The 21,026-nt window shown below is 40.6% G+C and carries 15 protein-coding genes; 12 read left to right on the forward strand and 3 right to left on the reverse strand.

The annotated features are described in order from the left end of the window. Positions 1-22: 22 nt before the first annotated feature. Positions 23-1,828, reverse strand: a complete 1,806-nt coding sequence (locus RMY27_RS33665) for an NB-ARC domain-containing protein (RefSeq protein ID WP_322669144.1) — start codon at positions 1,826-1,828, stop codon at positions 23-25. 152 nt (positions 1,829-1,980) lie between these two features. On the opposite strand from RMY27_RS33665, the gene RMY27_RS33670 reads away from it, so the two are divergent. Continuing rightward, positions 1,981-2,640 (forward strand): exonuclease, encoded by a 660-nt coding sequence (locus RMY27_RS33670; protein ID WP_322669145.1) that lies wholly within the window; start codon positions 1,981-1,983, stop codon positions 2,638-2,640. 96 nt (positions 2,641-2,736) lie between these two features. On the opposite strand, the gene RMY27_RS33675 is transcribed toward RMY27_RS33670, so the two are convergent. Further along, positions 2,737-3,582, reverse strand: a complete 846-nt coding sequence (locus RMY27_RS33675; RefSeq protein ID WP_322669146.1) for a peptidoglycan-binding protein — start codon at positions 3,580-3,582, stop codon at positions 2,737-2,739. Between the two features lie 265 nt (positions 3,583-3,847). On the opposite strand from RMY27_RS33675, the gene RMY27_RS33680 reads away from it, so the two are divergent. Both RMY27_RS33680 and gorA read left to right on the forward strand, forming a co-directional pair. Further along, a complete protein-coding gene (locus RMY27_RS33680) occupies positions 3,848-6,169 on the forward strand; it encodes an NB-ARC domain-containing protein (protein ID WP_322669147.1) in 2,322 nt (773 codons plus the stop codon). 332 nt (positions 6,170-6,501) lie between these two features. Beyond that, positions 6,502-7,848 (forward strand): glutathione-disulfide reductase, encoded by a 1,347-nt coding sequence (gorA, locus tag RMY27_RS33685; protein WP_322669148.1) that lies wholly within the window; start codon positions 6,502-6,504, stop codon positions 7,846-7,848. A 194-nt stretch (positions 7,849-8,042) separates the two neighbouring features. Here the strand turns inward: gorA and RMY27_RS33690 are convergent, their stop codons facing one another. Further along, positions 8,043-10,406, reverse strand: coding sequence for a CHASE2 domain-containing serine/threonine-protein kinase (locus tag RMY27_RS33690; protein ID WP_322669149.1), 2,364 nt, complete (start codon positions 10,404-10,406; stop codon positions 8,043-8,045). 485 nt (positions 10,407-10,891) lie between these two features. On the opposite strand from RMY27_RS33690, the gene RMY27_RS33695 reads away from it, so the two are divergent. From RMY27_RS33695 to RMY27_RS33735, 9 genes are all read left to right on the forward strand, one after another. Beyond that, positions 10,892-11,020 (forward strand): hypothetical protein, encoded by a 129-nt coding sequence (locus tag RMY27_RS33695; RefSeq protein WP_322669150.1) that lies wholly within the window; start codon positions 10,892-10,894, stop codon positions 11,018-11,020. Between the two features lie 124 nt (positions 11,021-11,144). Further along, the gene (locus RMY27_RS33700) at positions 11,145-11,666 is read left to right on the forward strand and encodes an NYN domain-containing protein (protein WP_041565194.1); all 522 of its coding nucleotides are present in this window, start codon (positions 11,145-11,147) and stop codon (positions 11,664-11,666) included. A gap of 102 nt (positions 11,667-11,768) precedes the next feature. Then, on the forward strand, positions 11,769-13,373 hold the full coding sequence (locus RMY27_RS33705; RefSeq protein WP_322669151.1) for a 2-isopropylmalate synthase: 1,605 nt from the start codon (positions 11,769-11,771) through the stop codon (positions 13,371-13,373). 246 nt (positions 13,374-13,619) lie between these two features. Further along, a complete protein-coding gene (locus RMY27_RS33710) occupies positions 13,620-14,126 on the forward strand; it encodes a GNAT family N-acetyltransferase (protein ID WP_416212391.1) in 507 nt (168 codons plus the stop codon). A gap of 47 nt (positions 14,127-14,173) precedes the next feature. Next, a complete protein-coding gene (dapF, locus tag RMY27_RS33715; RefSeq protein ID WP_322669152.1) occupies positions 14,174-15,013 on the forward strand; it encodes a diaminopimelate epimerase in 840 nt (279 codons plus the stop codon). A gap of 184 nt (positions 15,014-15,197) precedes the next feature. Continuing rightward, positions 15,198-15,869, forward strand: a complete 672-nt coding sequence (locus RMY27_RS33720) for an ester cyclase (protein WP_322669153.1) — start codon at positions 15,198-15,200, stop codon at positions 15,867-15,869. Between the two features lie 685 nt (positions 15,870-16,554). Continuing rightward, a complete protein-coding gene (locus tag RMY27_RS33725) occupies positions 16,555-16,950 on the forward strand; it encodes a hypothetical protein (RefSeq protein WP_322669154.1) in 396 nt (131 codons plus the stop codon). Between the two features lie 156 nt (positions 16,951-17,106). Next, complete coding sequence (locus RMY27_RS33730) at positions 17,107-17,478, forward strand: trypco2 family protein (protein WP_322669155.1); 372 nt, start codon at positions 17,107-17,109, stop codon at positions 17,476-17,478. A 100-nt stretch (positions 17,479-17,578) separates the two neighbouring features. Beyond that, a partial coding sequence (locus RMY27_RS33735) for an NB-ARC domain-containing protein (protein WP_322669156.1) occupies positions 17,579-21,026 on the forward strand: 3,448 nt, incomplete at its 3' end.

Here is a 21,026-nt window from a genome sequence, read left to right on the forward strand (position 1 = left end):
TTATGCTGCGTCGTCTAACCTCCTAAAGATTTACTTTATAAATGGTCTCTAACATATACCCCAGCCAAACTTTACCATTTTGTTGCCACCACTTTTGTCTTAGCTCTCGTTGCATAGCTGGATCTGGTAATAAATGTTTTAATTTTTGAAGAAATAGCTTTAAATTAGGATCAGAAGCATTTGCACAAACATTGATATTAAAATCACGAACATAATCCATCTCAGCAACATTGCCATTTTGATCTATGACTACACCATTTATATGAGCAGGAGTAGAGAGAAAGACTGATATAATTGCTCTGTCTAACTTAAGCGGTTTGTCAATATAATAGCCAGGATGTTTTTTTGGAGATTTCAAACCGAGTAGACCCATAATGAAATTCTTATAAATAGTAAAAGGAAAACCTGTTTCAAAATAATAAGCTCGAAGTATTACTGGTTTATACTCTGTATCCACTTCATCTGACACTGAAACTGATTTTCTGTTTACCCAAGTCAAAAAATCCTGCAAATTGTCATCTGATGCTAAAATTTTATCAATATGTTTTTTCATTGATAATACGAGATCATCGCTTGATTCTCCTTCTAATTTCAACCTAGATATAGCTTCTGCACGAATTACTGGATGCAACGAATATCGTATTTTTCTAAAACCGTCTTCTTCTAACTCCACTAAAAAACGGTCTTGCAAAGATTTAATAACCCGCTCCCGTCTTTCTTCTGGTATATCCCAAAGCAAACACATGATAGCAATTGTTGGGACGTGAGGAAATATTTGATATCGATATACTCCCATTCGGTAGAGTAGTTTATAGGCTTCTGCGTCAGTTTGTTTTAAGCGAGCAAACTGACTAGAAACTAAATCTTCTAGGTCTTTCTCAATTAACAAATCTCCTTTATTATCTTGCCAGTACACTTCTAAATCACCTTTATAAGGCACTAGACGAATTGCACCGCATAGGATTTCCATTGCTTTAGCATTACCACCATAAGCTTTATGCATCTCTCTGAAAGCTAAAGAGCCAGTCTCAATATTGTGACGATTGAAGAAGTTTATCCATGATTCTTCATCTAATCCTGGTAATGGGAAAGCTTCAACAGTTACTTTAGAATCCTTTAGTGGTTCACGACTCGTAATTAGTGTGACAGACTGAACATCGCGATCAGCTAAAACTCTAAGCAATTCAACATACCGACCATGAGCTTCGATAAACTTGCCTTTTCCATCCAAAGCAGATTCAAGATTATCAATAAACACGTATATTTTTTGAATCTTTAGTTTGTCCTTAAGTTCTTTTATCATTGTCATAAAGTCGTGCTTTATGTCACCCTTAAAGTCTGGATACAAAAATCTTTTAAGCTCTTCTTCTATGGGAGTAATATCTTGAGGTTGGATTGGTAACTCTATTTCCCAATCTGATAAACCTATTTTTTTGAAGAATTCCTTAGCTAGTGTTGTTTTGCCAACTCCACCTTTACCATAAATACCAATAACTTTTACACCTTGCCAAACTAAGCTTTCAAGGTGTGCGATCGCATCCTCACGCCCCACAAAATCAAAAGATTTTGATTTTGTATTTTGATGTTCCTCTATATGAGATTTGCAAACTGGAATATCAACTATCTCTTGCCAATTTAAATCGAGCCTTTTACAAATTTCTTCAAAATTGAGGCGATCAATTGGTATCAACCGAAAGAAATTGGTAACTGTTGCGCGAGATAGTCCTAAATCTCTTGCTAAAGCAGTCTTATTTAAACTATTACGGATCAAAGCTTGATTCGCTTTTGCGATACCTTCTGTAGATGCTTTAAGCCCACGCTCTGCCATATTTCAACTACGCAACTTTTAATCATTTTAACTAAAGCTAATTAAAAGTCATACACACTCATACACAAAGTCAGACACTCTGGATAGCTGACTCAGACACTATCTCAGACAGCAACCCTCGAAGCTAGTTGATGTAGTCACTCACAACACTTATGAAATCTACCTACATCAACGGACGTTGCTACTATCAAGGTAATAATGGTGTTCTTCTCCCTGCTGTCACCACAGTTTTAAAAGCGACACAGCCCCCAGAATCTCTAGCCGCCCTTTCCTATTGGCGCAAGAAAGTTGGTGATGCAGAAGCAAATCGAATTGCTGCTAACAGCCGTCGCCGAGGAAATGCCTTGCACCAGTTGATTAAAGAACACTTGCAAGGTTACTCACCCAAACCTGACAACAGCCTGATTCAGCCTTACTGGAATAGCGTTCAATCTGTGCTAAACCAACTTAGTGATGTTCAACTTGTTGAAGAAGCCGTGCCTAACTATAAGGAACTTTACGCCGGGAAAGTTGATTTAGTTGCTCGTTATCAAGGTGTTCCGCATGTAATTGAATGGACAACAGCCGAAGAACCAAAACTGAGATTTGATAAGCTTTATGATAAGCCTTTACAACTAGCTGCTTATGGTGGTGCGATAAATCGGTATTATAGCGATCGCCTCTTTAACTGCAAAATTAACCATGCTCTGATTGTCGTAGCCTTGCCAGGTGAAGAAGCAGAGATTTTTGAATTTGACCGTGCAAGGCTAATTCATGTCTGGCATCAATGGCTTAATCGGCTGAATTTTTTCTTCAGTGCAGTTGCTGCGTAGACGTGCGATCGCCTACGCTTGGAGGGAAGCGATCGCACTTATTAAAGGCACAACACAAAAATTTGATCGCTCATTAATTATTCAACTCCCGAATGATTAATTAAACAATTGCCCCAAGAAATTGATAATTGGTTTCCAAAAGATACCAGTTAATACATAAGGAGCATATTGCAAGATAGATAAGCTCGGCTTTAGTGAAGGCTTCATCGGTAAATTTTCTAACAGAAACGGCACTACACAGGTGAGTCCATACGCAGTTGCTAAAGCAGTAGTGAATTTAGGAGCCTGACCTGGTATAGGACTATAATAAATACCCAATAGGATGCAACAAATCATCAAAAATTGCTCCCATAAAAACCATGATTGCGGCGACAAAAAATAAATTAACCTCGGAAAGCTTTTATCAATTTTTTGTCGCATTCCCAGCAATACTGCCCAAGTTGCTGCCCCAACAATGCCATCATTCTTCAATCCATAAACTCTTTGGAAGCGTTTCACTGCTCTTTCTGTTGCACTGTCAAAATAGCTAGTAGGTTCTTTTTTCAAAAAGCCTTCATCATAAAGGATAGTTTGCAGTTCCTTAACCGCCTTCCTTAATTCTGGGGACTTAATTTTTTGACTCCGAGAAAGTTTTGGGTACAAAAGGCAAGCCCATGTCAGTGGGCCAACCACTCCATCTGCTAAAAGATTATTTCTTTTTTGAAATTCTTTTACTGCCTCGTCTGTCTCTAAGTCAAATTTACCAGTAATCTCTGCAAGTAAACCTTGAATTTTTAATCGCTCTTGCAATTCGTTGATTGATTCTTGTACAGATTTTGGTGTAAACTCACGGTAAAGTGTCGGAAGTTTATTAAAGACACAGACTTGTTTTTCTTCAGGAAAATAAAGTCGAGATTGTTTTAGACCAACCAAGATACTTACAGTTTGAATTAGTTTATTCATTCAGTACTCCTTTGTTGTCAGAAGTGAAAACGATAATTCAGCCAGAGTTTTTGCTTGGTTGTCAGGATAGATGTTCCATTTGGATGCAGCCTGTTACCAACAATTATTAACTTAGTAATTAGCCTACTAAATTGACCACAAATAGCGTAATTAACAATGTTAAAAATTTGTTATTTAAAAATTACTAATACAACATAATCAAAGCTTTGTTAGTTAAAATGTTGCTAACACAACATTCAACAACAAAACTAATAGGGTGATATTTATGTCAGATCAGTCAGAGCGTGGGAATCTGTCTAAAGCCTGGTATCAAAAGCTTTTACCGGATTGGGATATAGATCGTTTACTGACTGATTTGGAGTCTAAAATTCAAGAGCGATACAGGCAAAATTCTAAAAAAGACCTGTTACTTGGGTTGCTATGTGGGTATAGCTTGACAAAGATAAGTCAGGACTTGTACAGAGATAACGCTGGTGTAAGAGTGGTATTGAGCAATATTTATCGAGATATTGAAACTTTGACAGGAGAACCCGATAACAGCGTCAAATCGAGCAACCTTATTTACATTCTAGAAAGACATGGATATCGCAGAGGTGTTGCTGCATCTAGTACCGAAAGCGCCTCTATCCCCCACAATCTGCCATCACCAACCTACACAGAATTTATTGGGCGCGAGGCAGATATGAAAAAGCTACTGGAAAGGCTTTTGCCGATGCATGGCGCTCACATGATTACAGTGCATGGCATTGGTGGCGTAGGGAAAACAGCGCTGGTGTTAGCAGCTGCTTACCTGTGCTTAGAAGCTAGTAACGAAAACAGTTCTGATGCACCTAAATTTGATGCAATTATTTTCACTTCAGCCAAACAACAAGAACTGATTCCCGATATGATTTTGCAACGGCAGCAAGGACAGCGTAATCTGCGCGAGATTTTTCGAGTGATTGCCAATGCCTTAAACGACTCTACAATTATTCAATCTCCTCCCAACGATCAATTCGATCGTGTACGCCAATGTCTTTCTAAACAGCGAACGCTTCTGATTGTGGACAACATGGAGACTATAGAGGACAGGGATGAGGTTATAGAATTCCTATACAATTTACCCATTTGCGTCAAAGTAGTAATTACTACCCGCGAACGAATTGCCCTGCTACCAATCAGTCTGCGAAACTTGCCTCTGAATGATGGTTTGCAGTTGATTCAGCAACAAGCCCAAGAGAAAGGTATAACTATCCAAGATGCAGACTCTAGCTTGCTCTACGATCGCACTGGAGGAATCCCTCTCGCTATTGTCTACGCACTTGGTCAAGTTTCTAGTGGCTACCCTTTGAACTTTGTATTGGAGCAGTTAGCCTCTGCTAAAGGCGATGTGGCTCGTTTTTGCTTTGAGCAATCGGTGCAAGGTACGAAGGGACAGCCACCTCACAAGTTACTCATGTCACTGGCGATTTTTCCTGATGCTCCTATCCAAGCTGCTGTAGCTGAAGTTGCCGGACTGACATCCGATCCTGATTCTGTCAGTAATGGCTTGGTACGTTTGCAGCAACTCTCGTTAGTGAATCTGAACCCAGAAACTAAGCGATATGAGATGCTCTCTCTGACTCGTGAGTATGCCTTAGCACAATTAACTGCTTACCCAAATTTTGAGAAAGAAGCACGGATGCGTTGGGTGAGATGGTATCTAGATTTTGCTTACAGTTACGGCGGAGAAGATTGGGAAAAATGGATACATTACAACAGGTTAAAGGAAGAGGAAGGAAATCTACGGGCAGTACTTTATTGGTGTAAAAACCAAGACCATTATGCAGAAGTTAGGGATTTGTGGTTACTTTTGAACCACTACGCCAATCTCTATGCTTATTGGGACGATCGCCTTGATTGGTTGCAATGGCTGATAGAACAATCAGAACGACGTGGTGAATGGTCATCTTTAGTAAAATTCATGATCCGCAAAACCTGGCTGCTAATTCGGGAGTGTTCGCCCGAAAGTCTCACGCAAGCAGACGAAATATTGCAGCGAGCATGGGTTTTACGCGACCATGCAGATTCATGCGTTCAAGCTGACTTAGCCGAAAATATGGCTAGACTGCGAATCAGACAGAATAATTATACAGATGCACGCCACTGGCTAATGGTAGAAGAAAAATTAGCAATCGAGGCGAATCTAGACGAGCGACAGCACATCCGCTATTTTATTCCCGTTCTCTACCATCGGGCTGAAATCTTTTATTTAGAAGGTAAATATCTTTTAACCAGGCAACTCTTTCAACAGGTGATGACAAGTGCAGAACAAATTAGTTGGCATCGGGTGATTAATTCTGCTCAAAATTGGCTAGCTGATATTGCCATTGAACAAGGCGATCGCGATGAAGCTCAAAAGCTATTAATTAAAGGCTTAACTGTCGCCGAAAGCAGTAACAATAAACGGCGTCTAGCTCGTTATCAACGTTCTCTTGCGCGCTGGGAGAAAAAGTGGGGAAGTGTCCAAAAAGCTTGCCAATTATCCACTCAGGCTATTAATGGTTTTGAGCAATTGGGAATGACAAGGGATGCACAAGAGATGCAAACTTTACTTGATTGCCCATAATTATCTGCAAACAACGCATTTCCAGTTGTTTTCTAGTATGGCTGCTGCCCAAATTAGGCAATGGGCTACACTTCGTCGTCAGCGATCGCACTTCTAATTTTTGTACTCTTAGCAAGATGCGTTATTTGTCAACAAAGTGTAGTGTAACTTAGTAATAATTGGGCGATCGCTATTCTTTTCGATCTAAGACTATTAATGCGGCAATCTGCTAAATATTAGCCTGGTTTCATCCCAAATTGTCCACCCAAAGACAGTAGATGAAGTTTTGTCTAAATAACTATAAGGGATGAAATAGCTCTGCATTCCAAAAAGTGAAAAAGGAACAGATTTTTATGACATTTGATTATGATTTGTTTGTCATTGGCGCTGGGCCTGGGGGATTGGCAGCAGCTAAAAAAGCAGCTAGTTATGGTGTACGTGTCGCCATTGCCGAACAAGAAGCCATTGGTGGCACCTGTGTAAATCGCGGCTGCGTCCCAAAAAAGCTGATTGTCTATGCTGCTGACTTCGCCCTCAAAAATCAAATCGCCCAAAGTTATGGGTGGAGTGACTGTCAAACATACTTTGACTGGACATTATTTATTAAGTCAGTACATCAGCATATTGACAGCGTTAACCAATCCTATTTTCAGCAATTGCAAAAAGCTGGAATTGAATTAATTTCCCAACGTGCCACTTTCATCGATGCCCATACTATCAATATTGATGGACGCAAAGTTACAGCCGACAAAATTTTAATTGCTGTGGGAGGACAACCCCTTAAGCCCAAAATCCCAGGTATAGAATACGCCATTACATCCCGCGAGATGTTTCAGTTACCCTATCTGCCGAAACGTTTAGCAATTATTGGCGGTGGCTACATTGGTGTGGAATTTTGCAGTATGATGCACGCTTTCGGTTGTGAGGTGACGGTGATTGAAAAAGACGAGATGATTTTATTGGGGTTTGATGATGACATTTGCTCTGCTGTACAACAGGGGTTGATTAAACGCGGAATTAAGTTTTTCACCAACAGCACTGTTCAAGAAATCAAATACTCAGAAGAGGGTTTGTTGTTAACTATTACTGGTGAGAAGCAAGAAATAATTACAGCAGATACCATCTTAGTTGCCACAGGTTACGTTCCAAATACCAAGAATCTTGGTTTGGAAAATGCCCATGTTGAACTTGGCGAACACGGTGCCATCAAAGTAGATGAATACAGCCGCACCAGTCAAGAAAATATTTTTGCTGTGGGTGATTGCACCAGTCGAGTGCAATTAACTCCAGTGGCAAAGGCAGAGGGTATTGCCTTTGCCGATACAGTTTTTGGCAACAAGGGGCAAAAACTAAATTATGATTATGTGCCCACTGCTGTTTTTTGCCGTCCAGAAGCGGCTAGTGTGGGGATGACGGAGGCGAAAGCACGGGAAAAATTTGGTGAATCTGTAGAATGCTACTGTACTCAATTCCAACCACTGTTGTATCAGATGATCGAACAGGATGAGCCAACCATTATGAAGTTAGTGCTTAATGCTGATTCTGGACAAGTTTTAGGCGCTCACATGGTGGGCGAACACGCAGCAGATATCATTCAAAGCCTCGGCGTGGCAATTCGCAAAGGCATTACTAAGCAAGATTTGGATGAAACAATAGGCATTCATCCCACGACAGGAGAAGAATTTCTGTCGTTAAATTAAAATCACGTGCAGGGCTGAGTGAAAAAGCCACAAACAGAGAAGGGGGAAATCCTTCTTCTCATCTCCCTATTTTCGTGCCCGATTATACTTTGACAACTCCAAAAATTAAATTATCCAAATTTTTGTATCCAATACAACTATCAGATTTTGCTTTGCCTACTTAAGAACAGCTTCCACAGCGATTGGAGATTTTTTTATTTGGAAGTTTCTTGTCCTTCTGAGTAAGATTTTGTGGGAGCGCCTAATTCATCTAAAGTATTCATTAATAAGTCATCTTGTGGAATATAGTCTCTGTATTGGGAATTTACCAAATCATCAAGACCTTTAACAGCTTTTAGAGCTTCAAGATCCTTAAGAGCTTCTGATGCAGACTGATATCGCTCTTTGAAGTCATCCAGCACCATTTTACTGAGAATCTTAGCTAGGGAGTGGCTCACCTGAATGTGATTGCTCCATTTGATTTCCCCATTTGCGTCTCTATCTAGCTCACGGGGTGCTACACCAGTCAAGGCTTTAATCCCAACCATGCCAACTGCATAGATATCACTACTGTACTGTGGACGCCCAAAACATTGTTCGCTTGGTGCGTAACCCTGAGTGCCAATACCAATGGTGAAAGGGGTTGACTCTTGACGATCGAGCTGTTTGATGCCGACTTCCTTGACGGCTCCAAAGTCAATCAACACCAGTTTTCCGTCTGAGTGCCGCCGGATGATATTACTGGGTTTAATATCCCGATGAATCACGTGGTTTTCATGGACAAATGTTAATGTTTGCAATAAGTCTCTGATAATTTTGATCGCTGCAATTTCTTCAATTGCTCTACCTGCTGGAAGTTCTTGATTTAAAGGATGACCAATTATCTGTTCTTGGACTAAATAAAATTCTTCATCTTCTTCAAAATAGGCCAAAAGTTGAGGAATTTGAGCGTGCCTTCCCAATTTTTCTAATGTTTGTGCCTCTGAGTGAAATAAACGTCTAGCAAGTTGCAATCCTTCTGGTTTGGTGTTGGCTGGTTTTAGTTGTTTGACAACACATCGCGGATTACCAGGACGTTGGGTATCTTCGGCAATGTAGGTTTCACTAAATCCACCGGAACCGAGAACTTTGACAATTTTGTAGCGTCTCGCCAAAACTTTCCCTGATAAGGCTAAATCTCGTTGCTGGATTAGGTGTTGGAAGTCATCTTGTTGGCTGATAATCTCTTGGACAACGGGTGAAGTTTTGTACTTTTGAAAAATGTCTACTAATTGGCGTTTTCTGATGCTTTCTCTGATAACTGAGGTTGCCAAATAGCAAATTCCGGTCATAGCGATCGCGATCGCTGGTACGCTAGTGGGAAAAATTAACTGACCATAGACAAATAACCCATAACTAATTCCTCCCCAAGCGCCAGACAGGGCGATGCTATAGAAAAATCTATGGATGCTACGTTTGCGTCTGCTAATCATCAAGGCTGCACTGCCCACTAGCATTAGCACAAACAAACCCTGCAATGGTGGACTTTTAATTCCTGGGGCGATCGCTTTCCCTAACATCAAAGTTGCGATCGCATTGGCATGAATTTCCACGCCTGACATCGGTTCAGTGCTATTACTACCAGCAACTGGATAATAATCATTATGTAACTTATCTGTTGCACCAATTAGCACGATCTTGTCTTTGAACACCTTTCCCTGCTGCAAATAGGTGTTCCAGTTTTCCGGGTCGAGTACGTGCCAAAAAGGTTTTTGCTCAAACGTACCCGCAGGCCCCCAAAAATAAATGCGATCGCCCTTTGGTCGAGGATAATTTACTTGTGCTGCCTTCAGCGCTGCTTCATCAAAAGAGAGTCGCTTTTTGCTAAATAAATTATCTTCACCTAAGAACTTGGGAAACTCACTCGCTAATCGATGAACTTTTCCATCTACTTCTAAAGGAAAATTAACTGAGCCAATGGATACTGACCCTGTACGAAACATTTGTTGTGGGTCTGTTAGTTGCGTAAAAGACCCTTGGTGCGTCTGGGAATTTTCGTAGATGGCCGCTAAAGTAACTTTATTGCCATATTTTTGCAATACCGCCTGAAATTGGCGATCGTCTGTAACTCCATAACTGCTAGCTGTATCAAAAACGACATCTAATGCTACAGCGCGGGCACCTGCTTCGATTAATTTTGTGATTACCTGGGAGTATGCAACCCGTTTAAAAGGATAAGATTTTAGCGCTTCTAAGTAGCCATACTGTTTCGGATCTGTTTTATAGTACTGTTCAGGAACCGATATTGACTGATCGTCTATTGCTAAAATTACAATGTCTTCTGGAGGCACAATCGGCCCGCGCATTTGAAAAAAGCCAGAAAGCACCTGATTTTCCATCAATTGAACCAATTCCCCACCAGAAGCACTCAATAGTGCGCCCCCAATTGCCCAAGTACCTGCCAGTAGATGACCTAAGCGAACCATCCACCGAGAGTGGCGAGCAGATGCTGTTGAAGTCACTTTTGTTGGTTTACTTGACAGTCTATTGGCAGTAGAGACATAGTTTTTAGTTAAGGTAGATGTAGGTTCTTCTGCCATATCGTGTTACTGATTGATTTTAGTCCAACACTTTTATTTATTCAGACCGCGTTTTAGTGTAAGCACATTGAAATAAGACTTAAATGATAATCTTATACATTTGTAAAGTATCTTCTATTCATCAACAAAATTTTATTGGCAGAGCCAGCCCCCAAAAAATTCTTACTCAACCACTACTTAATTTATTCTTTTTCTGTTGAATGAGTTACAAGTAGTGATTGTCTCATAGATCGGAGCCGGATATACTCTATCAGTGCATTTGGTTGTGGCGAGATTTTACCTCACTTAACCAACAAGTACGTTACTAACTGGGTGCTATACCTGAAGCAGTCCCAAGGCTGTCTTCTGTCTCTGGCGCAATGTTGGTAATCTCCAGAAAGCGTGTCCTGATACTGACAGCTTTACCGAAAGATAGGGATTAATTTATATCTTACCTTAAGCAGATGTTATACCTCTTTAGGAGTAAACTTTAGTGTTATGCAGCGATGAATGCTGTTACTGGGTCAATTTTATGGGTAAATTTTGATCGCCAGGTGGCTCTTGCAGTGCTGGAAGTGAATCAGGTTAACACTCAGGATCTCAACTTCAATATTGCAGGCGTTTTTATGTCTTGAAAGAGGTAGGATAAAAGCTATAGATAAAGAACTACGTTATAGATATTAGCAAACAAGGCATTTGAAAATTGCTATAATCTATTGTTCCATCTAAATTCATATATATTATTAGGTGTAAATTTGTATGGGTTCTCCAATGAATCGTCTATCTATTTTTGTAGATGGAAACAATATGTTCTATGCTCAACAAAAAAATGGCTGGTTTTTTGACCCGCGACGAGTCTTAGAATACTTCAAACATGAGCAATCAGAAACAACATTAATTAATGCCTTCTGGTACACTGGCTTAAAAGATCCACAAGACCAGCGAGGTTTCAGAGACGCTCTAATTAGTCTAGGATATACAGTACGAACTAAAATTCTGAAAGAATATTATGATGATACGTCAGGTCGTTACTCGCAAAAAGCGAATTTAGATATTGAAATTGTAGTAGATATGTTTAATACAGTAGACCAGTATGACCGAGTAGTATTATTCAGTGGTGATGGAGATTTTGAAAGAGCAATCGAACTATTACGCTCAAAAAATACACATATTACGGTAGTATCAACGGAAGGAATGATTGCTAGAGAGCTACGCAATGCTACTGATAGATATATAGATTTAAATGATATCAGAGATCAAATAGAAAAAACTGAAGGTTAGTAGCTTTAACAATTATTTACGAAAATAAGAGTAAAAGAAAAACTAGGGTTGAAGATATATTAAGCCACAAATAAACACTAAACACTAAACAACAAACGGCAAATGACAAACAAAACAGATCGAATCATCATTTTTGATACAACATTGCGAGATGGAGAGCAGTGTCCGGGAGCGACTTTGAATATAGACGAAAAGCTAGTTATTGCCAAGCAATTAGCGCGTCTAGGTGTAGATGTAATTGAAGCAGGCTTTGCCTTTGCTAGTCCCGGAGATTTTGAAGCAGTCAAGAAAATTGCTCAAATTGTCGGGACAGAAAATGGGCCGATAGTTTGTAGTTTGGCAAGAGCCATTAAAGCAGATATTGAAGCGGCTGCCGAAGCATTAAAACCAGCAGTTAATGCCAGAATTCACACATTTATTTCGACTTCTGATATTCATTTAGAGTATCAATTGCGAAAGTCACGGGCAGAAGTACTAGCGATCGCCGAAGAAATGGTAGCTTATGCCAAATCCTTCATGACAGATATCGAATTTTCGCCGATGGATGCGGCTCGTACCGATCCAGAATTTCTGTATCAAGTTTTAGAGCGAACGATCGCAGCTGGTGCAACAACAGTTAACATTCCTGATACTGTTGGTTACACAACTCCCAGCGAATTTGGAGCAATGATTAAGGGCATTATTGAAAATGTCCCCAACATTGACCAAGCGATTATTTCCGTTCACGGGCACAATGATTTAGGCTTGGCAGTTGCTAACTTCTTAGAAGCCGTGAAAAATGGCGCACGGCAACTAGAATGTACAATCAATGGCATTGGCGAACGCGCCGGCAATGCATCATTAGAAGAATTGGTAATGGCGTTGCACGTGCGGCGGCAATATTTTAACCCTTATCTCGGTAGACCAGCAGATTCTCAAGAATCGCTGACAAATATCGACACCCGACAAATTTACAAAACCTCACGCTTAGTTTCTAATTTGACGGGAATGTTGGTACAACCAAATAAAGCGATCGTCGGGGCGAATGCCTTTGCCCATGAGTCTGGAATTCACCAAGATGGTGTATTAAAAAACAAACTCACCTATGAAATTATGGATGCTCAATTGATTGGCTTAACAGACAATCAAATAGTTTTGGGCAAACATTCAGGTAGAAATGCTTTCCGGACTCGGTTGAAAGAATTGGGCTTTGAACTGTCGGATACTGAGTTAAATAAAGCCTTCGTTAGATTCAAAGAAGTAGCAGATAAAAAGAAAGAAATTTCTGATTGGGATTTGGAAGCGATCGTTAACGATGAAATCCAACAAGCGCCCGATTTGTTCCGGGTAGAGTTGGTGCAAGTTTCCTGCGGTAGCAACGCCCGTCCTACTGCTACAGTTACTCTGCGTACCCCAGAAGGTGAAGAATTAACCGATGCTGCGATCGGTACTGGGCCAGTGGATGCAGTTTACAAAGCCATCAACCGTGTAGTGAATGTACCCAACCAGTTGATTGAGTTTTCTGTGCAGTCAGTAACAGCCGGTATTGATGCCATTGGCGAAGTAACGATTCGTTTACGTTATGAATCTAAAGTGTTTTCTGGTCATGCAGCGAACACAGATATCATCGTGGCATCGGCGCAAGCTTATGTAAATGCCTTGAATAGGTTGTATGCATCTTTGCAAACTCAAGAAAAGCCAGAGGAAGTAACTGCACAAAAAGTCTGAGATCGGAATCTGTGAAACTGCCAGTTTTTAGCTGATGCTAACAAACTCTTCTCCAACTTTAGCTACGGTGTACACACAAGTCTGAAATAGCTGATTAATCTGGGTTTTACCCCACCCTAACCCTCCCCGTATGCATTGGGGAGGGAACTAGATAGATTTTCTTGTTTCCCCCCTTGCCAAGGGGGGATTAAGGGGGGTATTTCGACTTCTGTGTACACCGTAGCCAACTTTGGGGAGGAGTTATTTGTGAGTTCCAAAAATTTGTCGGAAATTATGCTGACAGAAAAACATATAACTATCAGAGAAGCCACCATCAAAGAAGATTTACTGATTGCAAAACACTTTTACAAAATGTGGCTAGATATTGGTGTTGATGAGAGTAATCTACTTGTGGAGTCGCAGAATATTACCCTCCAATTTATAGAAGAAGCGCGTCGAGATTTATTTTATAAGGCTTTTATTGCAGAGATTGATAATACAGTTGTGGGTTCTGTAAGTTGTCAACTATTTGCAGGTTTATACCCCAATGTTTTCAAAGATGAATACCGCAAATTTGGATATATTTGGGGCGTTTATGTTGAAGAGTCTTACCGCAGACAAGGCATTGCTAAATCTCTGACTAATAGAGCAATTGAATATTTAAAAGCGATCGGTTGTACGCGAGTGGTTCTTAATGCCTCGCCATTGGGTAAACCAGTTTACTCCAGCCTCGGTTTTTCTGGAGGCAATATAATGCAATTAGATTTGATTTAAGTACAGCAATTTTTGGCTTTGTAGTGATGTGCAATTAACCTAAATTGATGAAGTTCTACAAATATCATGCTCTTGGCAACGACTATCTAGTTATTAATCCCCAAGATTTATTATTTCCGCTCACTCCTGAAAAAATTAAAACAATTTGCCATCGGAATTTTGGAATTGGCTCAGATGGTATTTTGTTGGGGCCGTTAGCATCCGAAACAGCCCAGTTTGCATTACGCATCTTCAACCCAGACGGGAGCGAGGCAGAAAAAAGTGGTAATGGACTCCGGATTTTTTCTCGTTACCTCTGGGATAAAGGTGTTGTGAGCGAAGAGTCATTCTCAATTGAAACTATGGGTGGATTGGTTCAATCGGTTATCCAAGATGCAGGGAAAACAGTTCAGGTAGAGATGGGAAAAGTTAGCTTTTGGAGTAATGATATCCCAGTCGTTGGCGATGGCAGAGAAGTAATTCAAGAAAGAATCAATGTTAACGATGAAACTTTTTCCTTTTGTGCAGCGACTATTGGCAATCCCCACTGTGTGATCCCTCTGGCTGAAGTCAACCCCGCCATTGCTAAACACTATGGGCCAATATTAGAAGTTCATGCCCTTTTTCCAAATCGTACCAATGTTCAATTCATGAAAGTTTTGAACCGAAATACCATCCAAATTGAAATTTGGGAGAGGGGTGCTGGTTACACATTAGCTTCAGGTAGTAGCAGCAGTGCAGCAGCGGCTGTTGCACATAAACTTGGTTTGTGCGATTCCTCTATTACCGTGCAAATGCCTGGTGGGAAAATTTTGATCCAAGTCAAGGATGATTTTTCAATTTCTATGAAAGGTTCTGTGACAAAGGTTGCTGAAGGTGAATTCTCAGCAGAATTGTTTGCAGATTAAAAAGCTTCTAAATTCAATAGGATAAGTGTCTAGCTCAAGAAGGAGCTATCGTTACTTGTGTTCCCATTTGTGCAATATTGATTGGTGGGATTATGAATATTGTTTACTTTTTTGGATTTTTCGATTTACTTGATAAGCATAAAACTTTATTCTGAAAAACGATGTTTATAATCAGTAAGCTTGTATGAGTAGCGAAAAGACAACAGAATTGCCACTCTGGGTACAAGATAGAGATATAGTTATTGCTCATGATGAAGAAGTACAGTGGCGAGAAGGAAAACGCCCGGATTATTCATACACCAATGAATTTCTTCATCAAGAGAGTAAATTTCAGCATCCAGAAGGTTCACTAGAAGCGATCGCTCAAAACTTAGTCCGCACTTTTGAGATGGAAGCTTCTAATAAATCTAATCCTCAACAGTGGCTTTCGATTGTTACTGATAAGTTTAAGATGAGTACCAATGGCGGACAAGAATTTACTGCTCAGGATGTTGCAGATGAAGGGACTTATAATCTGTTTTTGGGTAAAACTGAGCAATATGACTCTGAAACAGAAACCTTTGAATCTTCATTTCAAGTTTTTCATACAGCCTTTCCTAATGGCTTCCTTTGGGAATTAACAGAAGTTCTTTCGGGGCCGCCTAATGTTACTTTTAAGTGGCGACATTGGGGAACATTTAATGGTTCCTATAAGGACTATGCACCCACAGGTGAAACAATAGAAATTGTAGGAGTTAGTATTGCTCGCGTCACTGATGATTTGAAGATTGAGTCTTTAGAGCATTATTTTGATAATAATGTCTTTCTTCAGAAATTAACTGTAGGTGGTTGTCCTTTCCATTCCCAAAATCAGTAGATATAGTGTGCGTTACGCTGTAGGCTAATACCATTTCACTATAACCCTGATATATATAGATTTCGCGTAGGGGCGTACATCTGTGCGTCCCTACTAACGTATTTATATCATAATTCAATAACGCACCTTGAATTGTTGACGGCGCGTTGCAGCAATCTAATTCGCCTAACTCACGATCGCAGCGATCGCCCACTCATCCAGTGTTATCCTAAAGAATATTAGGAATAAATTACCAAGGTAGATGACTATTACTGTCAATCTGACTTAAGCAATTGCCAAAAGGTTACGACATTAGTCACCAACATTACGATATTAGTGAGTAATATTACGACATTAGTCATCAAACATTACGGCATCAGTCACCAACATTACAATATTAGTCACCAACATTACGATATTAGTGAGTAATATTACGACATTAGTCATCAAACATTACGGCATCAGTCAGCAACATTACAATATTAGTCATCAACATGAAAGCGATCGTGAATAAACTGAAGCTTGTATGAAGTTCAAATATATGATCTCTACCAAAATCAGCATCTAGTTCTTGACTTCAGCAAAACCACTGAAATTGCCTACAAATATTATTAGAAAAAATATAATGATTTGCGAGTTTTTCTGATACAGAATACAGCTTAATTGAGGCAAGCTAGTTCTATAAATATCTTCAAGGAGTACATCCATGCCTCGTACAAAGCGGACATCGCGGGTTCTAGAAAAAGCCGAATTGAGAACGTCTGGATTCAAAGCAGTTGATTCAAAGATGGATTTTGGTAATAGTTGCGATTTGGAAAATCTGACTCAATCAATTGAGGAGTTTCGCACTATGCTTGATACTTATAACAACGCTTTAGCTGTGGTTGACTCTACTAAAACGAAAATCGATGAAATGGAAAAAAAGCTAAGTAAACTTTCAGATAAGATGCTGAAGGGAGTTGGTTTTAAGTATGGCACAGACAGCAGCGAATATGAAGTAGCAGGTGGCGTTCGTGATAGCGAACGTATACGCAAAAGCAGGTTGAGTCGCTTGAAAGGTAGTGCAGGGCAGACATCAGATGAAAATAAGAAATCTGCCTAGTTCCCGCATGGGTAAGTCCAGAAAAAATATTTAACCACAGACGAACATACAATACAGCAGATTGCAACTTAGTGAGGTATGGATAATTGTAGGGGCACAACATGTTGTGCCCCTACTCGTATGCTTAATTGATACATTCACGGAGAGAAAATTTCAATGTCTAACGAAAATCTAATAGGACTTACGGAACTAATTCAAAAAGTCAAGCAAGAACTGCTTGCTGCCTCTATCCCTGCCTCTCCAAATGAAGAGAGCGATATTCCTCTTTTTAGCGTAGATTCTGTAGAGTTGGAGCTACAAGTAACAGTAAAGAAAGACGTAAAGGGAAAAGTTAAAGTCTATGTTCTTGAAGCTGGAGGGGGAGCTAGTCGAGATGATGTACAGAAAGTGAAAGTTACCTTATCTCCTCTGTTGAAAAAAGAACAATTATTAGGAATTTATAAAACTTTTTATCCGGAACGTTGGCAGGAATTTCTGAAAACTAGTGTGGAAGGCCTCACAAAAGGAAGTGAAGAACCGGGGTTTTAAGTTTTAAGTGAGTTGTTTTCATTAAAACTAAGCAAGCAATCAAGTGGAAACTTTTGAACTATATCTCACGCCCATAAATGCTAAACAATTTAAGGCAATAGTGACAAAATCTCCTGTAGGTGAGGGAGAAACTGAATCGTCATTGCCCTTCTTTAAAGGTGAGATTGACTGGCGGATGACTGTGCTGAGAACTCTGGAAATAAGTGCTTTGAAGTTGCAATATTTTCAGACTGCTGGAGAGCAGGACTGGATGGTCAAGTCTGGTATACTCAGTAAAGACGTTAGCGCTTTTCATCCTAACTATATAGCTAATATTGGGCAAGAGTTATATAAGTCACTGTTTCCATTAGGTAGCAAAGTTGAAAAGGCGTTGCTTGCAGCACAACGAGTGGCTGAGAGGGAAAATAAACAATTACATATTCAGCTAAAATTTGAAGCAGATGTAGTAGAGCGATCGCGTTTAACAGATTATCCCTGGGAACTGCTGCACGATGGTAAAAAATTTCTACTACACCAACAGGTAACGATTTCCCGCTACATTGCTTATAACTCTGTTCCTCCAAATTTAGCAAGGGTTGAACAGCTAAATGTTTTACTAGTATCATCTTCTGCTTCTGACTCAGAATTAGGGCTGAACCCATTTAAGCCGAAGGAACAACAAGCAATTCTTAAAGGATTAAAGAGTGCTGCCAAAGCAGGATATATAAACTTTAAGAAATTAGATTATGCCACACTTAATTACTTAAGAGAATATTTGACAGAGAATCGGGAAAACAATACTCCCCATGTGTTGCATTTTGATGGACATGGGCTGTTTGGTAAGCGCTGTAGATGCGGTGTAATGAATAAAGAAGTTAAAGCTGCTACTTGTCGAAAGTGTAATTTGCCACTGCCACAAGCTCAAGGCTATTTGGTTTTTGAGGATGAAGATGGGGATGCAGATTATATCAGTGCGGAAGAATTGGGAACATTACTGCGGCAGTCTAGCTTTGGTGATGGCACTAACAAAAGTGGTGGTGTTACACTAACAGTCCTGAGTTCTTGCCAGTCTGCAATGACATTTATTGGAGATTCTGTATTCAACGGCACAGCACAAAATCTGATTAGCCACCGAATTCCGGCAGTAGTGGCAATGCAATATTCAGTCGGTGTCGAAGCTGCTACCAAATTTGCCGAGCAGTTTTATCGATCTTTAGGACAGAAAAATTCTCTAGCAAGTGCTATTAGCCACGCGCGGGAAGCAATGGGGGCTGAGGGAAACCAGTGGTATCGCCCGGTACTCTACCTCCGGTGGCGAGATAATGAAGGAGGGCAACTCTTTGCTGTTCTCAAATCTGCTATTGGTATTGGCATTCCATTTCAAGCACCGAGTTTACCTGCTAATTTTGTCAAGCGCCCACAAGTTACTAAAGAAATCAAAGCTCGTCTACTGGAAAATACATCTAATGCTGGTGCTTTGCTCATCAGTGCAATTCACGGTTTAGGTGGCATTGGCAAGACAACTTTAGTTACTGCCCTTGCCCATGATGAAGATATCAAAAAACGTTTCTCTGGTGGTGTACTTTGGGTAACTTTGGGACAGGAACCAGATACTCTGGCGCTGCTGAGTAGCTGGGTGCAAGGATTGGGAGACTATGAATTTCGTGCTATTAATATAGAAGCAACTTCAGCCCATTTGCGAACTTTACTACATGATAAGGCAGTCTTACTAGTAGTTGATGATGCTTGGGAACCAGATAAAGTTAAACCCTTTCTAGTAGCAAGTTCCCAATCCCGATTATTAATCACTTCTCGGCGTGCTGATGTGGCTGGTATGGATGCTGATTTGCAACAATTGAATTTGATGACGCCAGAAGAATCTTTGGAATTACTTTCTAACTCTTTAGGACGAGAAATAAAAGAAGTAGAGAAACAAGAGGCTTTGAGAGTAGCCGAGACTGTGGGATACTTGCCCATTGCGCTGAATTTGGTAGCAGCAAGAGTTAAATGGGGAATTACATGGGCGAAGCTAGAAGCAGCTTTGAAACAAGAGGTTGCAAATTTAAAAGTTTTATACGGGCCGCGTCAAGAAAACTCTTTAGAAGCAACTTTTAATTTGAGCATTAATGCTTTGCGAGACTATGACGAACAAGCTTGGGAAAATTTTATTTGGTTGGGAGTTTTGCCAGAGGATGTCACAATCGCCGCACCAATGGCAGTTACATTATGGGATATGGAATCGCCGGATGAAGCTGATGAGCGTTTAGAGCTACTTTGGAATGATGCCTTACTTCAGTCTGATTCACCTGTATTTGTCGGGGGTGTTGAGTGGAAAGGCTACAAGATACATGACTTATTGCATGATGTCGCTCGCGATCAATTAATTAATCCACCTATAGGAATGGATTTTAATTTACCCGGCGCTCACAGCCAACTGCTAGAACGGTATCGGCAAAAGACCCAAAAAAACCTTTGGCATACTCTGCCTAATGATGGTTACATTCATCAAAATTTAGCTTGGCATTTAGAAAAGGCTGAACGTGTAGAAGAAATTCACTCTTTATTGCGGGAGGAGTCGCAGACAACGAGCAATGGCTGGTTTGAAGCGCGAGAAAAATTAGGACAAGCTGGGGGTTACATCACAGATATTTCTCGTGCTTGGGAATTAGCAGAAGCAAATTGGACTGAATCAACTTTGCCGCAAGTTGTAGGTTTGCAGTGTCGCTATGCTTTGATTACTGCATCCTTGAATAGTTTGGCAGCTAATGTACCAGTAAATTTATTGCTTGCCTTGGTCAAAACCAACAAGTGGACTCCCGAACAAGGACTAGCTTACGCCCTGCAAAACCCAAAGCCATACGAGAAAGTCAACTCGCTGACAAAACTAGTTAACTATTTGCCACAAAATCTTCAAGAATTAGCACTGCAAAAAGCCCTTGCGGCTGCCAGGACGATTCAGAATGAGGATTCTCGTGTCAAAGCCTTGAGTGCCTTAGCCGAGAAACTGCCAGATATATTGCCAGAAGCCCTTGCTGCTGTCAGGGCGATTCCAGATGAGTCGAATCGTGCCAAAGCCTTGAGTTCCTTAGCACAGAAACTGCCACAAGTTTGGCCAGAAGCCCTTGCTGCTGTCAGGGCGATTGTGGATGAGTCAAATCGTGCCAAAGCCTTGACTGCCTTAGCTGACAAACTGCCAGATATATTGCCACAAGCCCTTACTGCTGCCAGTGTGATTCCGGATGACTCTTTTGCTGCCAAAGCCTTGAGTGCCTTAGCTAACAAACTGCCACTAGAGTTATTGCAACAGGCCCTTGCTGCTACCACGGCGATTCCGGATGAGTATCATCGTGCCAAAGCCTTGAGTGCCTTAGCTGACAAACTGCCAGATATATTATTGTCACAAGCCCTTGCTGCTGCCACGGCGATTCAGTCTGAGGAATATCGCGCCAAAGCCTTGAGTGCCTTAGCTGACAAACTGCCACCAGAGTTATTGCAACAAGCCCTTGCTGCTGCAACGGCGATTCAGTCTGAGGAATATCGCGCCAAAGCCTTGAGTGCCTTAGCTGACA

The organism is Nostoc sp. DedQUE09, assembly GCF_034530915.1.
Taxonomy (GTDB): Bacteria; Cyanobacteriota; Cyanobacteriia; order Cyanobacteriales; family Nostocaceae; genus Nostoc.